This window comes from Prauserella muralis, assembly GCF_003202285.1.
Classification (GTDB): Bacteria; Actinomycetota; Actinomycetes; order Mycobacteriales; family Pseudonocardiaceae; genus Prauserella_B; species Prauserella_B muralis.
Genome location: NZ_MASW01000002.1, coordinates 1,388,306 through 1,405,216 on the forward strand (window position 1 = coordinate 1,388,306; position 16,911 = coordinate 1,405,216).

The 16,911-nt window shown below is 71.5% G+C and carries 14 protein-coding genes; 9 read left to right on the forward strand and 5 right to left on the reverse strand.

The window, feature by feature from the left end:
* Positions 1-84 precede the first annotated feature (84 nt).
* The 5 genes from thyX to BAY60_RS17745 all read left to right on the forward strand — a co-directional run bounded on the left by thyX (position 85) and on the right by BAY60_RS17745 (position 5,697).
* On the forward strand, positions 85-837 hold the full coding sequence (gene thyX, locus BAY60_RS17725) for an FAD-dependent thymidylate synthase (protein WP_112282007.1): 753 nt from the start codon (positions 85-87) through the stop codon (positions 835-837).
* An 8-nt stretch (positions 838-845) separates the two neighbouring features.
* The gene (locus tag BAY60_RS17730) at positions 846-1,244 is read left to right on the forward strand and encodes an ACT domain-containing protein (RefSeq protein WP_112282008.1); all 399 of its coding nucleotides are present in this window, start codon (positions 846-848) and stop codon (positions 1,242-1,244) included.
* Between the two features lie 70 nt (positions 1,245-1,314).
* On the forward strand, positions 1,315-2,844 hold the full coding sequence (locus tag BAY60_RS17735; protein WP_245992586.1) for a serine/threonine-protein kinase: 1,530 nt from the start codon (positions 1,315-1,317) through the stop codon (positions 2,842-2,844).
* Positions 2,845-2,977: 133 nt separating this feature from the next.
* Positions 2,978-4,003 (forward strand): 4-hydroxy-tetrahydrodipicolinate synthase, encoded by a 1,026-nt coding sequence (gene dapA, locus BAY60_RS17740; protein WP_112282009.1) that lies wholly within the window; start codon positions 2,978-2,980, stop codon positions 4,001-4,003.
* Positions 4,000-5,697 (forward strand): ribonuclease J, encoded by a 1,698-nt coding sequence (locus tag BAY60_RS17745; protein WP_112282010.1) that lies wholly within the window; start codon positions 4,000-4,002, stop codon positions 5,695-5,697. The genes dapA and BAY60_RS17745 overlap by 4 nt, the downstream gene beginning before the upstream one ends.
* 226 nt (positions 5,698-5,923) lie before the next feature.
* Here BAY60_RS17745 and BAY60_RS17750 read toward each other — a convergent pair whose 3' ends face one another.
* The 3 genes from BAY60_RS17750 to BAY60_RS17760 all read right to left on the reverse strand — a co-directional run bounded on the left by BAY60_RS17750 (position 5,924) and on the right by BAY60_RS17760 (position 8,429).
* On the reverse strand, positions 5,924-6,919 hold the full coding sequence (locus BAY60_RS17750) for an EamA family transporter (RefSeq protein WP_245992591.1): 996 nt from the start codon (positions 6,917-6,919) through the stop codon (positions 5,924-5,926).
* A 92-nt stretch (positions 6,920-7,011) separates the two neighbouring features.
* Positions 7,012-7,461, reverse strand: a complete 450-nt coding sequence (locus tag BAY60_RS17755) for a protein-tyrosine phosphatase family protein (RefSeq protein WP_112282459.1) — start codon at positions 7,459-7,461, stop codon at positions 7,012-7,014.
* A gap of 146 nt (positions 7,462-7,607) precedes the next feature.
* Complete coding sequence (locus BAY60_RS17760; RefSeq protein ID WP_112282011.1) at positions 7,608-8,429, reverse strand: lysophospholipid acyltransferase family protein; 822 nt, start codon at positions 8,427-8,429, stop codon at positions 7,608-7,610.
* A 117-nt stretch (positions 8,430-8,546) separates the two neighbouring features.
* Here BAY60_RS17760 and BAY60_RS17765 point away from each other — a divergent pair, with 117 nt between their 5' ends.
* Positions 8,547-11,048 carry an FtsK/SpoIIIE family DNA translocase gene (locus tag BAY60_RS17765; protein WP_112282012.1) on the forward strand — a complete coding sequence of 834 codons (2,502 nt, stop codon included), beginning with the start codon at positions 8,547-8,549 and terminating at the stop codon, positions 11,046-11,048.
* A 4-nt stretch (positions 11,049-11,052) separates the two neighbouring features.
* On the opposite strand, the gene BAY60_RS17770 is transcribed toward BAY60_RS17765, so the two are convergent.
* Positions 11,053-11,649 carry a hypothetical protein gene (locus BAY60_RS17770; RefSeq protein WP_112282013.1) on the reverse strand — a complete coding sequence of 199 codons (597 nt, stop codon included), beginning with the start codon at positions 11,647-11,649 and terminating at the stop codon, positions 11,053-11,055.
* Positions 11,650-11,673: 24 nt separating this feature from the next.
* Positions 11,674-13,515, reverse strand: a complete 1,842-nt coding sequence (locus tag BAY60_RS17775) for a sigma-54-dependent Fis family transcriptional regulator (RefSeq protein ID WP_112282460.1) — start codon at positions 13,513-13,515, stop codon at positions 11,674-11,676.
* 133 nt (positions 13,516-13,648) lie between these two features.
* Here BAY60_RS17775 and BAY60_RS17780 point away from each other — a divergent pair, with 133 nt between their 5' ends.
* The 3 genes from BAY60_RS17780 to BAY60_RS17790 all read left to right on the forward strand — a co-directional run bounded on the left by BAY60_RS17780 (position 13,649) and on the right by BAY60_RS17790 (position 16,904).
* The gene (locus BAY60_RS17780; RefSeq protein ID WP_112282014.1) at positions 13,649-13,888 is read left to right on the forward strand and encodes a hypothetical protein; all 240 of its coding nucleotides are present in this window, start codon (positions 13,649-13,651) and stop codon (positions 13,886-13,888) included.
* Between the two features lie 195 nt (positions 13,889-14,083).
* The gene (locus tag BAY60_RS17785; protein WP_112282015.1) at positions 14,084-15,733 is read left to right on the forward strand and encodes a ferritin family protein; all 1,650 of its coding nucleotides are present in this window, start codon (positions 14,084-14,086) and stop codon (positions 15,731-15,733) included.
* Between the two features lie 121 nt (positions 15,734-15,854).
* Complete coding sequence (locus BAY60_RS17790; protein ID WP_112282016.1) at positions 15,855-16,904, forward strand: NADH:ubiquinone reductase (Na(+)-transporting) subunit F; 1,050 nt, start codon at positions 15,855-15,857, stop codon at positions 16,902-16,904.
* Positions 16,905-16,911: the final 7 nt, after the last annotated feature.

Below are 16,911 nucleotides of genomic sequence, written 5' to 3' on the forward strand. Positions count from 1 at the left end.
TGGATGACACCGGATGATGTCACCGCGTTTCGTCAGATCCGGCAGATACGCTGCCGGTGTCGAGCGAGGTGGAGGGAGCCGCACGTGGCCGAGACGGTGTCGCCCAAGGTCAGACTGATCGCGAAGACCGAGTTCTTCCCGCCGGAGGACGTGCCCTGGACCACGGATGCCGACGGCGGTCAGGCGCTCGCCGAGTTCGCGGGCCGGGCCTGCTACCAGTCGTGGAAGAAGCCCAACCCGAGGACCGCCACCAACGCCGGCTACCTGGAGCACATCATCGAGGTCGGCCACCTCTCCGTGCTCGAGCACGGCTCGGCCAGCTTCTACATCACCGGCATCTCGCGCTCGCTCACCCACGAACTGATCCGGCACCGGCACTTCTCGTACTCCCAGCTCTCGCAGCGCTACGTGCCCGAGCGCGACGCGGCGTTCGTCGAACCGGAGGTCATCGCCAACGACCCGGAGCTGCACGAGAAGTTCGTCGCCGCCGCGCAGGCCAGCGTTGACGCCTACACCGAGCTGCTGGCCGGGCTGGAGGAGAGGTTCGCGGACGCGCCCAACGCCACGCTGCGCCGCAAGCAGGCCCGGCAGGCCGCGCGTGCCGTGCTGCCCAACGCCACCGAGACCCGCATCGTCGTCACCGGCAACTACCGGGCGTGGCGGCACTTCATCGCCATGCGTGCCACCGAGCACGCCGACGTGGAGATCCGCGCGCTGGCCGTCGAGTGCCTGCGCCAGCTGCAGAAGGTGGCCGAGAACGTCTTCGCCGACTTCACGATCTCCACGTTGCCGGACGGCACGGAAGTGGCGTCCAGTCCGAAGGTTCTCGAGGGCTGAGGGCACCCATGCGCCGTCTCACGCTCGACCTCCAGCCCGGCGAGTACGCCGTCGCGCGGCTGGATCCGCACGCGCCGATGCCGGAGCCGCTGCTCGCGGCCGAGACGGGCGGCGGGCTGGTGTCGCTGACCCGCACTCCCACGGAGCTGTCCGTGGTGTGCCCCGCCGCGCTGGCTCCCGCAGGCGCCACGGTGGAGCGGGGCTGGCGGCTGCTCACGGTGCGCGGGCCGCTGGCCTTCACCCTCACCGGGATCATCGCCGCGGTGTCCAGCGAGCTCGCCTCCGCCGGCGTCACGCTGTTCACGCTGTCCACGTTCGACACCGACCACGTGCTCGTGAAGGACGCCGACCTCGACCGTGCCGTCAGCGCGCTGGAGGACGGCGGGCACGTCGTGGCCCGAACCTGACCGATACCGCCGATCCGGCCCCCGCGGCGTCGCTACGATCAGGTCCCACACCAGCCGAGGGGATCAGATCGTGAGTGACGCGCACGTCCACCGCACGCAGACCACCCAGGCCGCGCCGCAGCCGCGCGTGGTCGCGGGCCGCTACCGGGTTCTGGGCGAGCTGGGCCGGGGCGGGATGGGCGTGGTGTTCCGCGCCGAGGACACGGTCATCGGCAGGCAGGTGGCGATCAAGGAGCTGCGCCTTCCCGACGGTGCCGAGGACGTCGGCGTGTTCCAGGAGCGGGTGCTGCGCGAGGTCCGCACCGGTGGCCGGCTCAACGACCCCGCGGTGGTCACGGTGTTCGACGTCGTCACCGAGGGCGACGCGACGTTCATCGTGATGGAGCTGGTGGAGGCGCCCACGCTGTCCGAGGTGGTGCGCAGCCACGGGCCGCTGCCGCCGCACCAGGTGGCCGCCATCGGCGAGCAGGTGCTGGCGGCGCTGGAAGCAGCGCACCAGGCCGGGATCGTGCACCGCGACGTCAAGCCGGGCAACATCATGGTCGCCGCCAACGGGCGGGTGAAGCTCACCGACTTCGGCATCGCGCAGGCCGTCGACGATCCGCGGCTGACCACGAGCGGGATGCTCGTCGGCTCGCCCGCGTTCATGGCCCCGGAACGGGTCGCGGGCCAGGACGCGCTGCCCGCCTCGGACCTGTGGTCGCTGGGCGCCTCGCTGTTCTTCGCCGTCGAGGGTGTGCTGCCGTTCGAGCGGGCGACCACGGCGGCGACGTTGCACGCGATCCTGCACGAGGTGCCGTACCTGACGCACACGCAGGGACCGCTGGCCTCGGCGATCATGGGCCTGCTCATCGGCAGCCCGGGCGCGCGCCTCAGCGCACAGCAGGCCCGCGGCCTGCTCGCGATGGCCGCGCAGCAGGCACCGGTGCCGTCCACCCCGCCCGGCGGCCAGCCCACGGCCGTCCACAATGGAGGCCAGCCGCCGACGCTCGCGGCCGGCCACACGATGCTCGGCCAGCCGCCCGCCGCCCGCGGTGCGGGGCGGCGCACGGCGCTCGTCGTGGCCGGCGCGCTGGCCTGCGTGGCGTTGCTGGCCGGAGGGTTCTTCCTCGGCAAGCCGTTCTGGTCGCCGCCCGCCGACGACGCGCGGATGCCGACGCTGACCTACGGGCCGGGCGGGGACATCACGCAGATGACCTTCGACAGCTACGACGGCTGCCTCAACACACCACTGGCCGCAGGGCGATCCCTCGTCGAGAGCAACTGGCTCTCCTGCGACGAGCCCCACGAGGCCGAGTGGTACGCCTCGGGCGCGCCCGCCGAGCTGGAGAGCAGCACCAGCGACGAGGCCATCCGCGTCTCCTATCCCGGGCTTGAGCGGCTCACCGCGTTCGGTGAGGCCCTGTGCGGCACCGCGTTCCGCACCAACGTCGTCGCCGAGGACAGGCGCGCCGCGGTGAAGTACCAGACGCTGGTGCCCACGCAGGCGGCCTGGGAGGACGACTCCACCGACGAGCCCGCCCGGTATGTCCGGTGTTTCCTGGTCGCCGCCGACGGCGGGACGATGCCGGCCGGCTCGGTCCGCAGTTTGGTCAAGTGAGCGCTCGCCGGGAACGCGCCGGCGGCCGGAGAACTTCCTGCCTGCCGCCTGTCCCGCAGGCGATCGTTCGCGGCTGCCCGGTTTCGGCCCGCCACCGCCTCGTCCACCGCCGTGACGAGGTACCGTCAGCAGCATGTCGATAGCTCCGTCCACTCCGCCGACGGCCGCGCCGGGCAGACCGTTCGGCCGCGTGCTCACCGCCATGGTCACCCCGTTCGACGCCGACGGTGCCCTGGATCTGAAGCGGGCGCAGGAGCTCGCCGTGCACCTGCTGGAGCTGGGCAACGACGGACTCGTGCTCAACGGCACCACCGGGGAGAGCCCCACCACCACCGACGCCGAGAAGGCGGATCTCATCCGCGCGGTCGTCGAGGCCGTGGGCGACCGGGCGACCATCGTCGCGGGGGCGGGCACCTACGACACCGCGCACAGCGTCGAGCTGGCGAAGCAGGCGGAGAAGGCGGGCGCGCACGGCCTGCTCGTCGTGACGCCGTACTACTCGCGGCCGACGCAGGCCGGGCTGTACGCGCACTTCACGACGGTCGCCGACGCCACCGAGCTGCCCGTGATGCTCTACGACATCCCGCCGCGCTCGATCGTGCCCATCGAGGTGGACACGCTGCGCAGGCTCGCCGAGCACCCGCGGGTGCAGGCGGTGAAGGACGCCAAGGGTGACCTGCTCGCCGGCAGCGAGGTCATCGCCAACACACACCTGGCCTACTACTCCGGCGACGACGCGCTGAACCTGCCCTGGCTGTCGGTCGGCGCCGCCGGCGTCGTCAGCGTGATCGGGCACGTGGTGGCCGGGCGCATCCGCGCCATGATCGAGGCCTACGAGGAGGGCGACACCTCCACCGCGCGCACCAACCACCGCGGCATGCTGCCGGTGTACCGGGCGTTCTCGCGGGTCGGCGGGGTCGTGTTCTCCAAGACGGCGCTGCGGCTGCGCGGCTACGACGCCGGCGGGCCGCGGCTGCCGATCGTGCCCGCGGCCGAGGACCAGATCCAGGCCATCGCGGCCGACCTCACCCAGGCGGGCGTGCCTCTCGAGGAGCACCCGACGAGTGACTGGGCGGGCTCGCGGGTCGCCCAGGCCGACTCGGCCGCCGCCTACGTCGCACCGACCACTCACACCAGCGTTGGGACCATTCATCGGTGAGTAAGCCCCTCACAGGACCCGGACCGAACCACGCACCACAGGCACTGGCCGAGGGAGGCCTGCGCGTCGTCGCGCTCGGCGGCCTCGGCGAGGTCGGCCGCAACATGACCGTCTTCGAGTACGGCGGCAAGCTGCTGATCGTCGACTGCGGTGTGCTCTTTCCCGAGGACGCGCAGCCGGGCGTGGACCTGATCCTGCCCGACTTCCGCGCGATCGAGGACCGGCTCGACGACATCGAGGCCATCGTGCTCACGCACGGCCACGAGGACCACATCGGTGCGCTGCCGTTCCTGCTGCGGATGCGGCCGGACGTGCCCGTCTACGGCTCCCGCTTCACGCTCGCGCTGGTGGCGGCCAAGTGCAAGGAGCACAAGCAGCGCCCCAACCTGACGGAGGTCAAGGAGGGGCAGCGGCGCACCGTCGGCGAGTTCGGTCTGGAGTTCTTCGCCGTCAACCACTCGATCCCGGACGCGCTCGCGGTGGCCATCCGCACCCCGGCGGGCCTGGTGCTGCACACCGGCGACATCAAGCTTGACCAGCTGCCGCTGGACGGCAGGCTGACCGACCTGGCCGGTTTCTCCCGGCTCGGCGACGAGGGTGTCGACCTGCTGTGCATCGACTCCACCAACGCCGAGGTGCCCGGGTTCGTGACCCCGGAGCGCGACATCGGGCCGGTGCTCGACGACGTGATCGCCAAGGTGCGGCAGCGGGTCATCGTGGCGTGTTTCGCCAGCCACGTGCACCGGGTGCAGCAGGTGCTCGACGCGGCCGTGCGGCACGGCCGCCGGGTCGCGTTCGTCGGCCGGTCGATGGTGCGCAACATGGGCATCGCCGCCGAGCTGGGTCTGCTCAACATCCCCGAGGGCCTGCTCATCGACCTGGACGAGGCCGTGAACCTGCCCGAGACCAAGGTGCTGTTCGTCTCCACGGGGTCGCAGGGCGAGCCGCTGTCGGCGCTGTCTCGGATGGCGCGCGGCGAGCACCGGCAGATCAGCATCCGCGCCGGTGACACGGTGGTGCTGGCGAGCTCGCTGATCCCCGGCAACGAGACGGCCGTGTTCGGCGTCATCAACGGTCTGGTGCGGCTGGGCGCGCACGTCGTGCACCAGGGCAACGCGAAGGTGCACGTCTCGGGGCACGCGTCGGCCGGTGAGCTGCTGTTCCTCTACAACGCCATCCGCCCGAGCAACGTGCTGCCCGTGCACGGCGAGTGGCGGCACCTGCGCGCCAACGCGGAGCTGGCGGTGCGCACCGGCGTGGCCGAGGAGAACGTGGTGCTCGCCGAGGACGGGGTGGTCGTCGATCTCGTCGACGGCAAGGCGTCCATCAGCGGCCGGGTGGAGGTCGGTTACGTCTACGTCGACGGCCTCTCGGTCGGTGACGTCGGCGAGTCGACGCTGTCCGACCGGCTCATCCTCGGGGAGGGCGGGTTCATCGCGATCACCGTCGTCGTGGACTCGGCAACCGGCCGTGCGGTGGGCCCCCCGACCGTGTCCGGCCGCGGCTTCTCCGACGACCCGAAGGCGCTCGACGCGGCCGCCTCGCTGGTGGAGATGGAGCTGTCGCGCACCGAGATCGAGGGCATCACCGACACCCACCGCATCGCGCAGGCGGTGCGCAGGGTGGTGGGCCGGTGGGTGGCCGAGACCTACCGGCGCAGGCCGATGATCGTGCCGACGGTGATCCCGGTCTAGCGCCCTCGCCGTCGCGGCGTGCGCGGCGTCAGTGGCGTCAGTGCCGTCACTGGCGTCGCGCCGCCGCGACGAGCAGGGCCGCCAGCACGGCGGTGACCTGCACGAGTAGCGCGCGCCGGGCCCGGCGTTGGTCGGCTCTGCTCGGACGGCTCATGGTGGCTCCCCTGTGGTCGTGGCGTGACTGCCGGTCCAGGATGGCTGGCCGGGGCCGCCCGTGCCGTCCCCCTCAGGGCTGGTTCGGCTGGCTCTCGAGAGGGAGTGGCTCCCCGGCCGTGGCCGGCTGCTTGCCCGGGGCGGTGAGCTGGACGAGGACCGCGCCGCCGAGCAGCACCACCGCGCCGACGACCTGCAGCGACGTCAGCGCCTCGTGGAGCAGGATCCAGGCCGCCACCGTCGTGATCAGTGGCTCCGCCAGCGCCAGCACGCTCGCCACGGGCGCGGGCAGGTGCCGCAGCGCGGTGATGCCCGCGAGGTAGGCGCAGACGGTGGACACGAGCGCGATGGCGATCAGCAGCGTCCACACCGGCGGGCGCCAGGGGCCGAACTCGGCGGAGCCGGTGAGGATCTCGGCGGGCATGGTCCACGGCGGGGCGACGATGCAGACGGCGACCGCGCCGACCACCATGCCCCACGTCACCATGCCCAGCGGATGCAGTGACGACATGCCGTGCTCGCCGAGCAGGAAGTACGCCGCCGAGCACAGCGCCGCGCCGACGCCCGCGAGCAGGCCGAGGCCGTCCAGCCGCAGTCCCTCGTCGACGCGGGCCACGAGAGCGAGCCCGGCCAGAGCGAGCGCGATGCCGACCCACATCGGCCACGGCAGCCGGACGCGGCGCACGAACCGCACCCACAACGCCACCAGCACCGGCGAGGTGAACTCCAGCAGGATCGCCACGCCGACGGGAATGCGCGAGGCCGCGACGAAGTAGCACAGCTGCACCCCGGCGACGGCGAGCAGGCCGTAGGCGACCAGCAGCCGCCACTGCTCGCGCCGCACGCGCAGCAGGCTCGGCCGCACCAGCGCGACGCCCGCCAGCAGCACGACGGCGGCCAGGCCGATGCGCGCGGCGGCCACCTGCTGCGGCGAGAGCCCGGCGAGCATCGCCGGCTTGCCGATCACGCCGGAACTGGCGAAGAACAGCGAGGCGAACAGGATGAGGATGAGCCCGCGGCCGGGATGAACCGTGTGCGTGCGGGAGTCCGGGGAAGCGTCGACGGCCACACCCGGACTGTATGCGGACGGACTGACACCGCGCCCGCGAATTAGGTGGGGTGCGACCGGCGTCTCGGTCGCCTCGCGCCGCCGGTCACCGATCAGGGTTGTTCGACCGCGGGCCGGGTGAAGCGGGTGACGTAGCGCTTCTGCCACGGCGTCTCGACGGCGTGGCGGTCGTAGTGCTGCCGGACGTAGGCGACGGCCTCGTCCGGGGCGACCCCGTCGAGGATCGCGAGGCAGGCGAGCGCCGTGCCCGTCCTGCCCTTGCCGCCCGCGCAGGCCAGCTCCACCCGTTCGGATTCGGCGCGCCGCCAGGCCTCGTGCAGCACCTCCCGCGCCCGTGCCCGGTCGCTGGGCAGCCGGAAGTCGGGCCAGCGCAGCCACGTGGACTCCCACGTCACCGGTGGCGGCTGCGTGCCCAGCAGGTAGACGGCGAAGGCCGGTTCGGGCCCCGGCGGCAGCGGCTTGCGCAGGCCCCGCCCCCGGACGAGCCGTCCGGACGGCAGCGCGAGCACGCCGGGCGCGGCGGGGTCCCACAGTTCGCTCACGGCCGCCAGCCTACGGGCGGAACCGATCACCCCGGCTCCGATCTCCCCAATGCGGCATTCGCTCCACTGGATGGAACGAATGTGGCATTCGCTCCATCCAGTGGAACAAATGTGGCATTGGGGAGCTTGTCGGCGACCAGCGCGGGTCAGGTTCCGGGGCGCCAGGGGCTGCGGGTGTCCGTGGGCCGGGTCGGATCGTGGAAGCGGGGGAGGTCCGGCTCGTCGGGGCGCAACGGCACCAGGCCGGCGGTGATCGCGCGCATGATGGCGGCGTGGGCCTTCACCGCGTCGCCCGGGCGGCCCGGCGCGTACGGCGAGAGGTCCACCGGCTCCCCGAAGTGCACCCGGAAGGTCGGCCTGCGCAGCGGCGAGGTCAGTCCCGAGCGGGCCAGCGGCACGATGTCGCCGAGCCCGCTGACGGTCTCGGTGCCCCAGTACACGGCCTCGTGCGCACCCCACTGGCTGATCGGCACCACCGGCACCCCGGAGGCCAGCGCGAGCCGGGCGGTGCCGGTCTTGCCGCGCTCCGGCCACAGCCCCGGGTCGTGGCTGATCCGGCCCTCCGGGTAGACGATGATCGGCGCCCGCGTCGTCCGCAGCTCCGAGACGGCCTGGGCGAACTGGTCGATCGCCGACGCCGAGCCGCGGTCCACGCGCAGGTGACCGCTCGCCCGCAGCGCCGGGCCGATGACGGGCGCGTCGAGCAGGCCGCCTGCCAGCAGGAACCGCGGGGCCAGCCCGATCTTCCGGCAGGCCGCCATCAGCACGAGGGCGTCGAAGACACCGATGTGGTTGGCGGCCATGAGCAGCGGCCGCTCGCGCAGCTCCCGCGGCACATCTCCGGTGACGCGCAGCCGGCCCGCGAGGCCGACGACGCGCTGGTCGATCGCCAGCATCGCCCGCCAGATCGCCGGGGTGTTGCCCGACCGGCGTGTCGCCCGGTTCTCGTCGTGGTGCAGCGCCACCATGGGGTGAAGGATGTCATGCCGCCTTGCGCAGCTCCCGGGTGGTGCCCGGGACAAATGTTTCTCCAGCGGCGTGAGTGGCGTGTGTGACGAGAGTGCCAGGGCGGTTACCGTAGAGGTATGGCAGGCGGGTCGACGACAAAGGGGAGAAGCACGGCACGCGGCGGCAGCAAGGGCAGGAGTCCCGCCAGGGGCTCGGCCCGCTCGCGGCCGTCCTCGTCGCGCCCGGCCCCCCGCAAGCCCACTCCCCGCAAGTCCCCGCCCCGCCGCTCGGGCGGCGGGGCGTTCGCCAAGGCCGTGCGCGGCGGCTGGAACCTGGTGGCCAAGGGCGTCGGCAGCCTGACCCGCGCCGTCGGACGCACCCGCGAGCTGGAGCCCGAACACCGCCGCGACGGCCTCGCCCTCGGCCTCATCGCCCTCGCCCTCATCACCGCCGTCGGCGTGCTGTGGCAGGCGGGCGGGCCCGTGGGCGCCTGGGTCACCGTCGGCATGCGCAGCGTCTTCGGCGCCGGTGCCGTGGCCGTGCCACTCGCGCTGCTCGTCACCGCCGTGGCCCTGATGCGCTCCGAGCCCCGCCCCGAGACCCGGCCCCGCATGGTCATCGGCACCCTACTCGTCGGCCTGTCCCTGCTCGGCCTGCTGCACCTGATCAACGCACGGCCGCAGGCGCACGACGACCAGATGTACGCGGGCGGCTGGCTGGGCTGGTTCTCCGGCGACCTGCTGGCCAGGGGCGTCACCATCTGGGTGGCCGTCCCGCTGCTGGTGCTCGCGCTCGGGTTCGGCGTGCTCGTCTTCACCGGCACCCCGGTACGCGACATCCCGCGCAGGCTCCGCGAGTGGGGCGTCGACCCCGAGGACCTCGAAGCCGAGCGCGAGCGCGAACCGGAGCGCGACGAGGTCACCGAGACCGACCCCGCCTCGGTGCGCCTGCGCAAGCCGTCGCGGCGGCGGCAGGCCAGCGCCGAGGCCGCCGCGGCCGAGCCGGAGACCCCCGACGTGCCCGCTGCGGCCGCCGCGGCGCCACCCGCCGAGGTCAAGCCGAAACCCCCCGCCGAGGTGCCCGAGCGCAAGCAGCGCAAGGGCGAGCAGACCGCCCTGTCGGTCACCCGCACGGTCGAGGGCGACTACCAGCTGCCGCCACCGGATCTGCTCACGCTCGGCGACCCGCCGAAGGCCCGCAGCAAGGCCAACGACGCCATGATCGAGGCGATCACCGGCGTGCTGGAGCAGTTCAACGTGGACGCCCAGGTCACCGGGTTCACGCGCGGCCCCACGGTGACGCGCTACGAGGTCGAGCTCGGCCCCGGCGTCAAGGTCGAGAAGATCACGGCGCTGACCAAGAACATCGCCTACGCGGTGGCCACCGACAACGTCCGCCTGCTCGCGCCCATCCCCGGCAAGTCGGCGGTGGGCATCGAGGTGCCCAACTCCGACCGCGAGATGGTGCGCCTCGCCGACGTGCTGCGCTCCTCGAAGGCGGCCAAGGACAACCACCCGATGGTCATCGGGCTCGGCAAGGACATCGAGGGCCACTTCGTCACCGCGAACCTGACGAAGATGCCGCATCTGCTCGTGGCGGGCTCCACCGGCTCCGGTAAGTCCAGCTTCGTCAACTCGATGCTGGTGTCGCTGCTGGCCCGCGCCACGCCCGACGAGTGCCGCATGATCCTCATCGACCCGAAGATGGTCGAGCTGACCCCCTACGAGGGCATCCCGCACCTCATCACGCCCATCATCACCCAGCCGAAGAAGGCCGCAGCCGCGCTGGCCTGGCTGGTGGAGGAGATGGAGCAGCGCTACCAGGACATGCAGGCCAACCGCGTGCGCCACATCGACGACTTCAACAAGAAGGTGCGCAACGGCGAGATCACGGCCCCGCCGGGCAGCGAGCGCGAGTACCGCCCCTACCCCTACATCATGGCGATCGTCGACGAGCTCGCCGACCTCATGATGACCGCGCCCCGCGACGTCGAGGACGCCATCGTCCGCATCACGCAGAAGGCGCGGGCGGCGGGCATCCACCTGGTGCTCGCCACGCAGCGGCCGTCGGTGGACGTCGTGACGGGCCTCATCAAGACCAACGTCCCCTCGCGGCTGGCGTTCGCCACGTCGTCGCTGACCGACTCCCGCGTCATCCTCGACCAGCCGGGCGCGGAGAAGCTGATCGGCATGGGCGACGGGCTGTACCTGCCGATGGGCGCGGGCAAGCCGGTGCGCATCCAGGGCGCGTTCGTCAGCGACGAGGAGATCAGCTCCATCGTCACCTTCACCAAGGAGCAGGCCGACCCGGAGTACCAGGAGGGCGTCACCGCCGCCAAGGCCGGCGAGCAGAAGGAGATCGACCCGGACATCGGGGACGATCTCGACGTGCTGCTGCAGGCGGCCGAGCTGGTGGTGACCTCCCAGTTCGGTTCGACGTCGATGCTGCAGCGCAAGCTGCGCGTCGGCTTCGCCAAGGCGGGCAGGCTGATGGACCTGCTGGAGAGCAGGGGAGTGGTCGGTCCGTCCGAGGGGTCGAAGGCGCGCGACGTGTTGGTGAAGCCGGAGGACCTGCCGGGCACCCTCGCCCTCATCCGGGGCGAGCCCGCGCCGGACGCCGGGGACGGCGAGGAGGGCTGACGGGCTACGCCGCGCCGCCTGCCAGGCCCGCGACGTCGATCCGGGGCAGCCGCTCCAGCTCCCGGACCCGCAGGCCGGCCGCCGCGGCCCGCACCGCCTCCTGCTGCCGTGTCATGCGCTCGTCCACGAGGCCGCTCAGGGCGTAGGCCAGCGCTCCGGTCTGGCGCACCGTCGCGTCGTCGAGCGCGGGCTGTGACATCGCCGTGATCGCGACGCCGCCCGCGTGGCCGCCCTCGTCCTGGGTGATTCCGACGCTGCAGCGTTCGCGCGGGTTGTGCGCGGGATGCGCGTAGTGGTCGCGCAGCTGCCGCAGGATGTGGTGCCATTCGAGCACCTCGCCGCGCAGCCCGGTGCCGGTGACGTCCTCCTCGGTGAGCAGCTCACCCGCGAAGCAGCGCGCATAGGACAGCAGTGCCGTGGTCCACAGCGCCTCGACGGCGAGCTCGTCCGGCTCGGCTGCCGCCAGCTCGGCGGTCAGCCGTTCGCAGCAGCGCAGCACCATGTGCAGCTCGCCGAGGACCTCGGCGAGCCCGGCCAGCCGCCGGGCGGCCGGCGTGTCCAGCTCGCGCACCGATGTCGGTTCCTGCGCTGCGGTGGGCATACCGCTCCCTTCCTCTGGAGCCGGTCAGCGCGACCGGCTGCCGGTGACGATGCCGTAGTCGTGGATCTTGCGGTAGATCGTGGCGCGGGACATGCCGAGGTAGCGGGCCGCCTTGCTCTTGTCGCCGTCGGCGTCGTGGAGGCTGCGCACGATGGCGTCCCGCTCGATGGACTCCAGGTGCGTCAGGGCACGCCGGGTGACCGTGTGGTAGGCGGCCGGCAGGTCCCCCGGCCGGATCTCGCCGGTGCGGCGGCGGTGCTGGACGACGTCCCTGAGCACCCCGGCCAGCTCGCTGACGTTGCCGGGCCACGTCGCGCGCATCAGCAGCTTCATCGCCCCCTGCGAGCACGTGAGCTGGCCTCCGTGGCTGAGCTTGTTGAGCAGGAACGGCACGAGCTGGTTGAGGTCCTCGATGCGGTAGCGCAGGGGAGGGACCTGCACCGTGCGCGGCACGAGGGTGAGCAGTTCGGACAGGCTCGGGTGCGTGTCGGCGCCGGGCGACAGCGTCACCGCGACCCACGGCACGGCACCCCGGTGGAGGGTCCGGACCTCGCTGAGCACCGACGCGAGGGCGTTGGCGGCGGGGGTGCCGAGCTTGTCGACGTGCCGGATCACCAGTGCCGCCGCGGGACGGTCGAGTGCGGCGCGCACCTGGTCGAGCCAGCCCGGCTCAGCCGCGTGCGCGGTGTCCAGCGTGCGGAGCCGTTCGCCGGGCCTGCGCCGCTGGTGCACGCACTGCGCGAGCGTGGTCTTGCCGGTGCCCGGTTCGCCGACCAGCGCGAGCCACTCGCCGGAGTCGAAGGCGGCGTCCACCTCGTGGCAGCAGCGCAGCCACACCGGGGCGGCGCCGACCGTGCCGGGAAGGAACATCGGCAGCGGGTGGCTGCCGCCGTCCAGTTCCTCCTCCGCCTCCACCAGCTCACCGTGGAGCACGCCGCCGAAGACGGTGCCGCCCGTCTTGGCCGTCAGCGGGCGCCAGTGCAGCCGGATCCGGCTGCCGCTGGGCAGCGCGAGATCGACGCTGGTGCGGTCCCGCTCGGCCAGCAGCTCCCGGGCCTGCCGCTGCAGCATCGACTGGTCCATCGGCTCCAGCAGCCTGCGGGCGTTGTCGTTGAGCATCACGACGTCCTCGGTGAGCGCGATGACGACGCCGCTGGTGCGCCGGCAGGCCTGCAGGTAGGCCTGGAACAGGTCGAGTTCGTGGGCGCTGGTCATGCTGAGCAGCGCCTGCCGGATCTGCTGCGCGGTGCTGCGGGCCAGCGCGATGAGCAGCCCGCTGGCGTCCCTCCGCCAGCAGGTCAGGTCGACCGCGCCGATCATCTTCCCGGACAGCGGATGCTGGATGGGCACCGCCGCGCACGCCAGGTTCTCCAGGTGCTCGGCGTAGTGCTCGTGGCCGAACACGTGCCGCGGCCGGACGTCCTCCAGTGCGGTTCCGATGCCGTTGGTGCCCACGAACTGCTCGCCGTAGCTGAACCCGGGCACCAGGTGCACGCTCTCCAGGTGCCGGTGCAGATCGGAGTCGCCGGTGTGCTGGCTGAGCACGACGCCGTCCGGGTCGGTGAGGATGAGGCTGACGGGCTGGCCGTCGAGCTGCTCGGCCACCTGCTCGAGCAGGGGACGCGCGTTGCGCACCCACGCGGCGTCCAGGCCCTCCTCGCCGAGGTAGGGCACCTCGATGCGGTCGGCGGGGACCTCGGCCTGCCGGGAGCGCCACCACGAGGTGAGGATCGGCCCGCGGACCTCCTCCGGCTGCACCGGCTCGGAGGTGAGGAACCTGATCCGGGCCTCAGCGAGGACGCCGTCGTCTTCCCGAGGCACGGTGCCGAGGATCGCCGTTTCCCGCAGGGGCGCACTGCCAGCCATCGAGACCTCCAAGACCGCTCCGTCGCGGACCCACGGTGTTCCACGGTAAGGCCCCCGTGCTGGTCCCGGTGTCTCAAATTGAGACCACCCACCGTCCGGTGACGGAGTGTCCTGGGGTTTTCGGAGGTGTGTCATGCCCGAGGAGACCTACAGCCACTGGACCGTCGTCAACGTCGTCTTCACCCATCTGGCCGAGCAGGGGCTGCATCCCACGCTCGGTGACACGGGCGACCCCGGCGAGCCCGCGGCGGCGTTGTTGCGTGCGCTCGGCATCGAACCGGCCGCCGCCGGCGACGCGCGGATCGGGGAGGGCATCCGGCAGGAGCTCGCCGAGCTGCGCGCGGCGCTGCTGGACGAACCGGGACCCGAGTAGACGAGATCCACTGTGGAGCGATGTGACGCCCGTCTCAAATTGAGACCGCGCTCACCGCCCGGCAGCCCTGTAATGGGCAGCACAGGGCCGCGCCCCTGCCGCGTCGGTGGCTCCCGCTCTCCGGGGGCCACCGGGGGCGCGGAGCTGCCCGGACGATTCCGTCACCGCCGCGGGAGTGACGGGTAAGGAGTGATCATGACTCGCCAGAGTGTGGCGAAAGCTCACCAGAAGATCCAGGAACTGGCGTGGGAACCGGCCTACCACGAGCCGGTCTCGCACTACGGCACCGACTACACGTTCCGGAAGGCCAAGAAGAAGGACCCGCTCAAGCAGGTGCTCCGCTCGTACTTCCCGATGGAGGAGGAGAAGGACCACCGCGTCTACGGTGCCCAGGACGGCGCGATTCGCGGCAACATGTTCCGGCAGGTCCAGCAGCGCTGGATGGAGTGGCAGAAGCTGTTCCTCTCGATCATCCCGCTGCCGGAGATCTCCGCGGCCCGCGCGATGCCGCTGCTGTTTCGCACCGTGCCCAACCCGGAGCTGCACAACGGGCAGGCCATCCAGATGATCGACGAGGTCAGGCACTCGACGATCCAGCAGAACCTCAAGCGCCTGTACATGAACAACTACATCGACCCCGCGGGCTTCAACTCCAGCCTGCGCAACTTCCAGAACGACTACGCGGGCACGATCGGCAGGCAGTTCGCCGAGGGCTTCATCACCGGCGACGCGATCACCGCCGCGAGCATCTATCTCACGATCGTGGCCGAGACCGCGTTCACCAACACGCTGTTCGTCGCGATGCCGGGCGAGGCCGCGGCCAACGGCGACTACCTGCTGCCCACGGTGTTCCACTCGGTGCAGTCCGACGAGTCGCGCCACATCAGCAACGGCTACGCCACGCTGCTGATGGCGTTGTCCGACGAGACCAATCACCAGTTGCTGGAACGCGACCTGCGCTACGCGTGGTGGAACAACCACTGCGTGGTCGACGCCGCCATCGGCACGTTCATCGAATACGGCACGAAGGACCGCCGCAAGGACCGCGAGAGCTACGCCGAGATGTGGCGGCGCTGGATCTACGACGACTACTACCGCAGCTACCTCGTGCCGCTGGAGAAGTACGGGCTGGTGATCCCGCACGACCTCGTCGAGGAGGCGTGGAACCGCATCTGGAACAAGGGCTACGTGCACGAGGTGGCCCAGTTCTTCGCCACCGGGTGGATCGCTAACTACTGGCGCATCGACCCGATGACCGACGAGGACTTCGAGTGGTTCGAGTACAAGTACCCGGGCTGGTACGACAAGTACGGCGCGTGGTGGGAGAACTACAACCGCCTCTCTGTGCCCAACGGGCACAAGCCGATCGCCTTCGAGGACGTGGACTACGCCTACCCGCACCGCTGCTGGACCTGCATGGTGCCCTGCCTGATCCGGCAGGACATGGTGCTGGACGAGGTCGACGGCCAGTGGCGGACGTACTGCTCGGAGACCTGCCGCTGGACCGACGCCGTCGCGTTCCGGCCGACCTACCAGGGCAGGCAGACGCCGAACATGGGCAAGCTCATCGGCTCCCGGGAGTGGGAGACGCTGTACCACAACTGGAACTTCGCCGACATCGTCAAGGACATGGGCTACGTCCGCGACGACGGCAAGACCCTTGTGGCGCAGCCGCACCTCGATCTGGACCCGAAGAAGATGTGGACCCTCGACCACCTGCGCAAGTGCCCGCCGTTCCCGAGCCCGAACGTCACGCTCAACGAGATGACCGACGAGCAGCGGCAGGCGTTCCACGCCGACTACGTGCGGCAGGGACCGGCCGGGCGCCCCGCTCCGCAGGACTAGGGCCTGTTTCGCAAGACGACATGGCGGGCCTGGCCGGGCCCGGACGCGAGAACCGTTGCCGTTGAACGGTTCTCGCCCCGGGCCTGCCCGGCCGGTCCAGGAGACGATGGGGCCAAACCACATGGGAGACAAGCACCGGGTCCGGTTCGAGCCGGTCGGCGTGGAGATCGACGTCGACGAGGACCAGACCATCCTGCGTGCGGCGGCCGAGCAGGGCGTGATGCTCATGCACGGCTGCAAGGAAGGGCAATGCGCCTCGTGCAAGTCGTTCATCCTCGACGGTGACGACGTCGAGCACGACCGCTACTCCACCTTCGCCCTTCCCGACTACGAGCAGGAGGAGGGCTTCACGCTGCTGTGCAGGGCACACGCCTACGAGGACCTGACCATCGAACTGCTCAACTACGACGAGGAGATGATCCATTCGGGGCTGCCCATCCAGCAGGCCGTGGTGGAGGTGGTCTCCAACGAGCCCGTCACGCACGACCTGCGCCATCTGGTCGTGCGGCTCGTGGAGCCGACGACGCTGCGGTTCTTCCCCGGCCAGTACGTCGACGTGGCCGTCCCCGGTACCGGCCAGACCCGGTCGTTCTCGATGGCCAACACCTCCAGCGCCGAGTCCGGACAGCTGGAGTTCGTCATCAGGGTCTACCCGGGCGGGTTGTTCTCCGAGTTCCTCGACACGACGGTCTCGGCGGGCGACCGGCTCGACATCACCGGCCCGTTCGGGGTGTTCACCCTGCGGGACAACCCCGGTGCGGGGCTCGTCTTCGTCGGCGGTGGCGCGGGGATGGCGCCGATACTGGCGCTGCTGCGCTCCATGGCCGAGCGGGGCATCGAGCGGCCTGCGCGGTTCTACTACGGGGCCCGCCGCAGGCGCGACCTGTGCTTCGAGAAGGAGCTGCGGGAGCTGGAGGAGACCCTGCCGGACTTCCGGTACGTGCCTGCGCTCTCGGAGCCGGACGAGGCGGAGGACTGGGACGGCGAGGTCGGCCTCATCACCGACGTCGTGCGCAGGCTGGAAACCGATCTGTCCGGAGTGGACGCCTACGTGTGCGGGCCACCGCCCATGGTGGAGGCGGCGGTCGAGCTGCTGCCCGCGCTCGGCGTGGACGACAGGCGGGTCTTCTACGACAAGTTCACCACCACGGGCGACGCGGAGAGCGCGTGAGGCGCCG

Bases quoted from the DNA above. Each gene is read 5' to 3' on its own strand.
- BAY60_RS17765 (WP_112282012.1), top strand. From the start codon at position 8,547: ATGGCAGGCGGGTCGACGACAAAGGGGAGAAGCACGGCACGCGGCGGC.
- BAY60_RS17785 (WP_112282015.1), top strand. From the start codon at position 14,084: ATGACTCGCCAGAGTGTGGCGAAAGCTCACCAGAAGATCCAGGAACTG.
- BAY60_RS17790 (WP_112282016.1), top strand. From the start codon at position 15,855: ATGGGAGACAAGCACCGGGTCCGGTTCGAGCCGGTCGGCGTGGAGATC.
- BAY60_RS17780 (WP_112282014.1), top strand. From the start codon at position 13,649: ATGCCCGAGGAGACCTACAGCCACTGGACCGTCGTCAACGTCGTCTTC.
- BAY60_RS17760 (WP_112282011.1), bottom strand. From the start codon at position 8,429: ATGGTGGCGCTGCACCACGACGAGAACCGGGCGACACGCCGGTCGGGC.
- dapA (WP_112282009.1), top strand. From the start codon at position 2,978: ATGTCGATAGCTCCGTCCACTCCGCCGACGGCCGCGCCGGGCAGACCG.
- BAY60_RS17770 (WP_112282013.1), bottom strand. From the start codon at position 11,649: ATGCCCACCGCAGCGCAGGAACCGACATCGGTGCGCGAGCTGGACACG.
- BAY60_RS17730 (WP_112282008.1), top strand. From the start codon at position 846: ATGCGCCGTCTCACGCTCGACCTCCAGCCCGGCGAGTACGCCGTCGCG.
- BAY60_RS17775 (WP_112282460.1), bottom strand. From the start codon at position 13,515: ATGGCTGGCAGTGCGCCCCTGCGGGAAACGGCGATCCTCGGCACCGTG.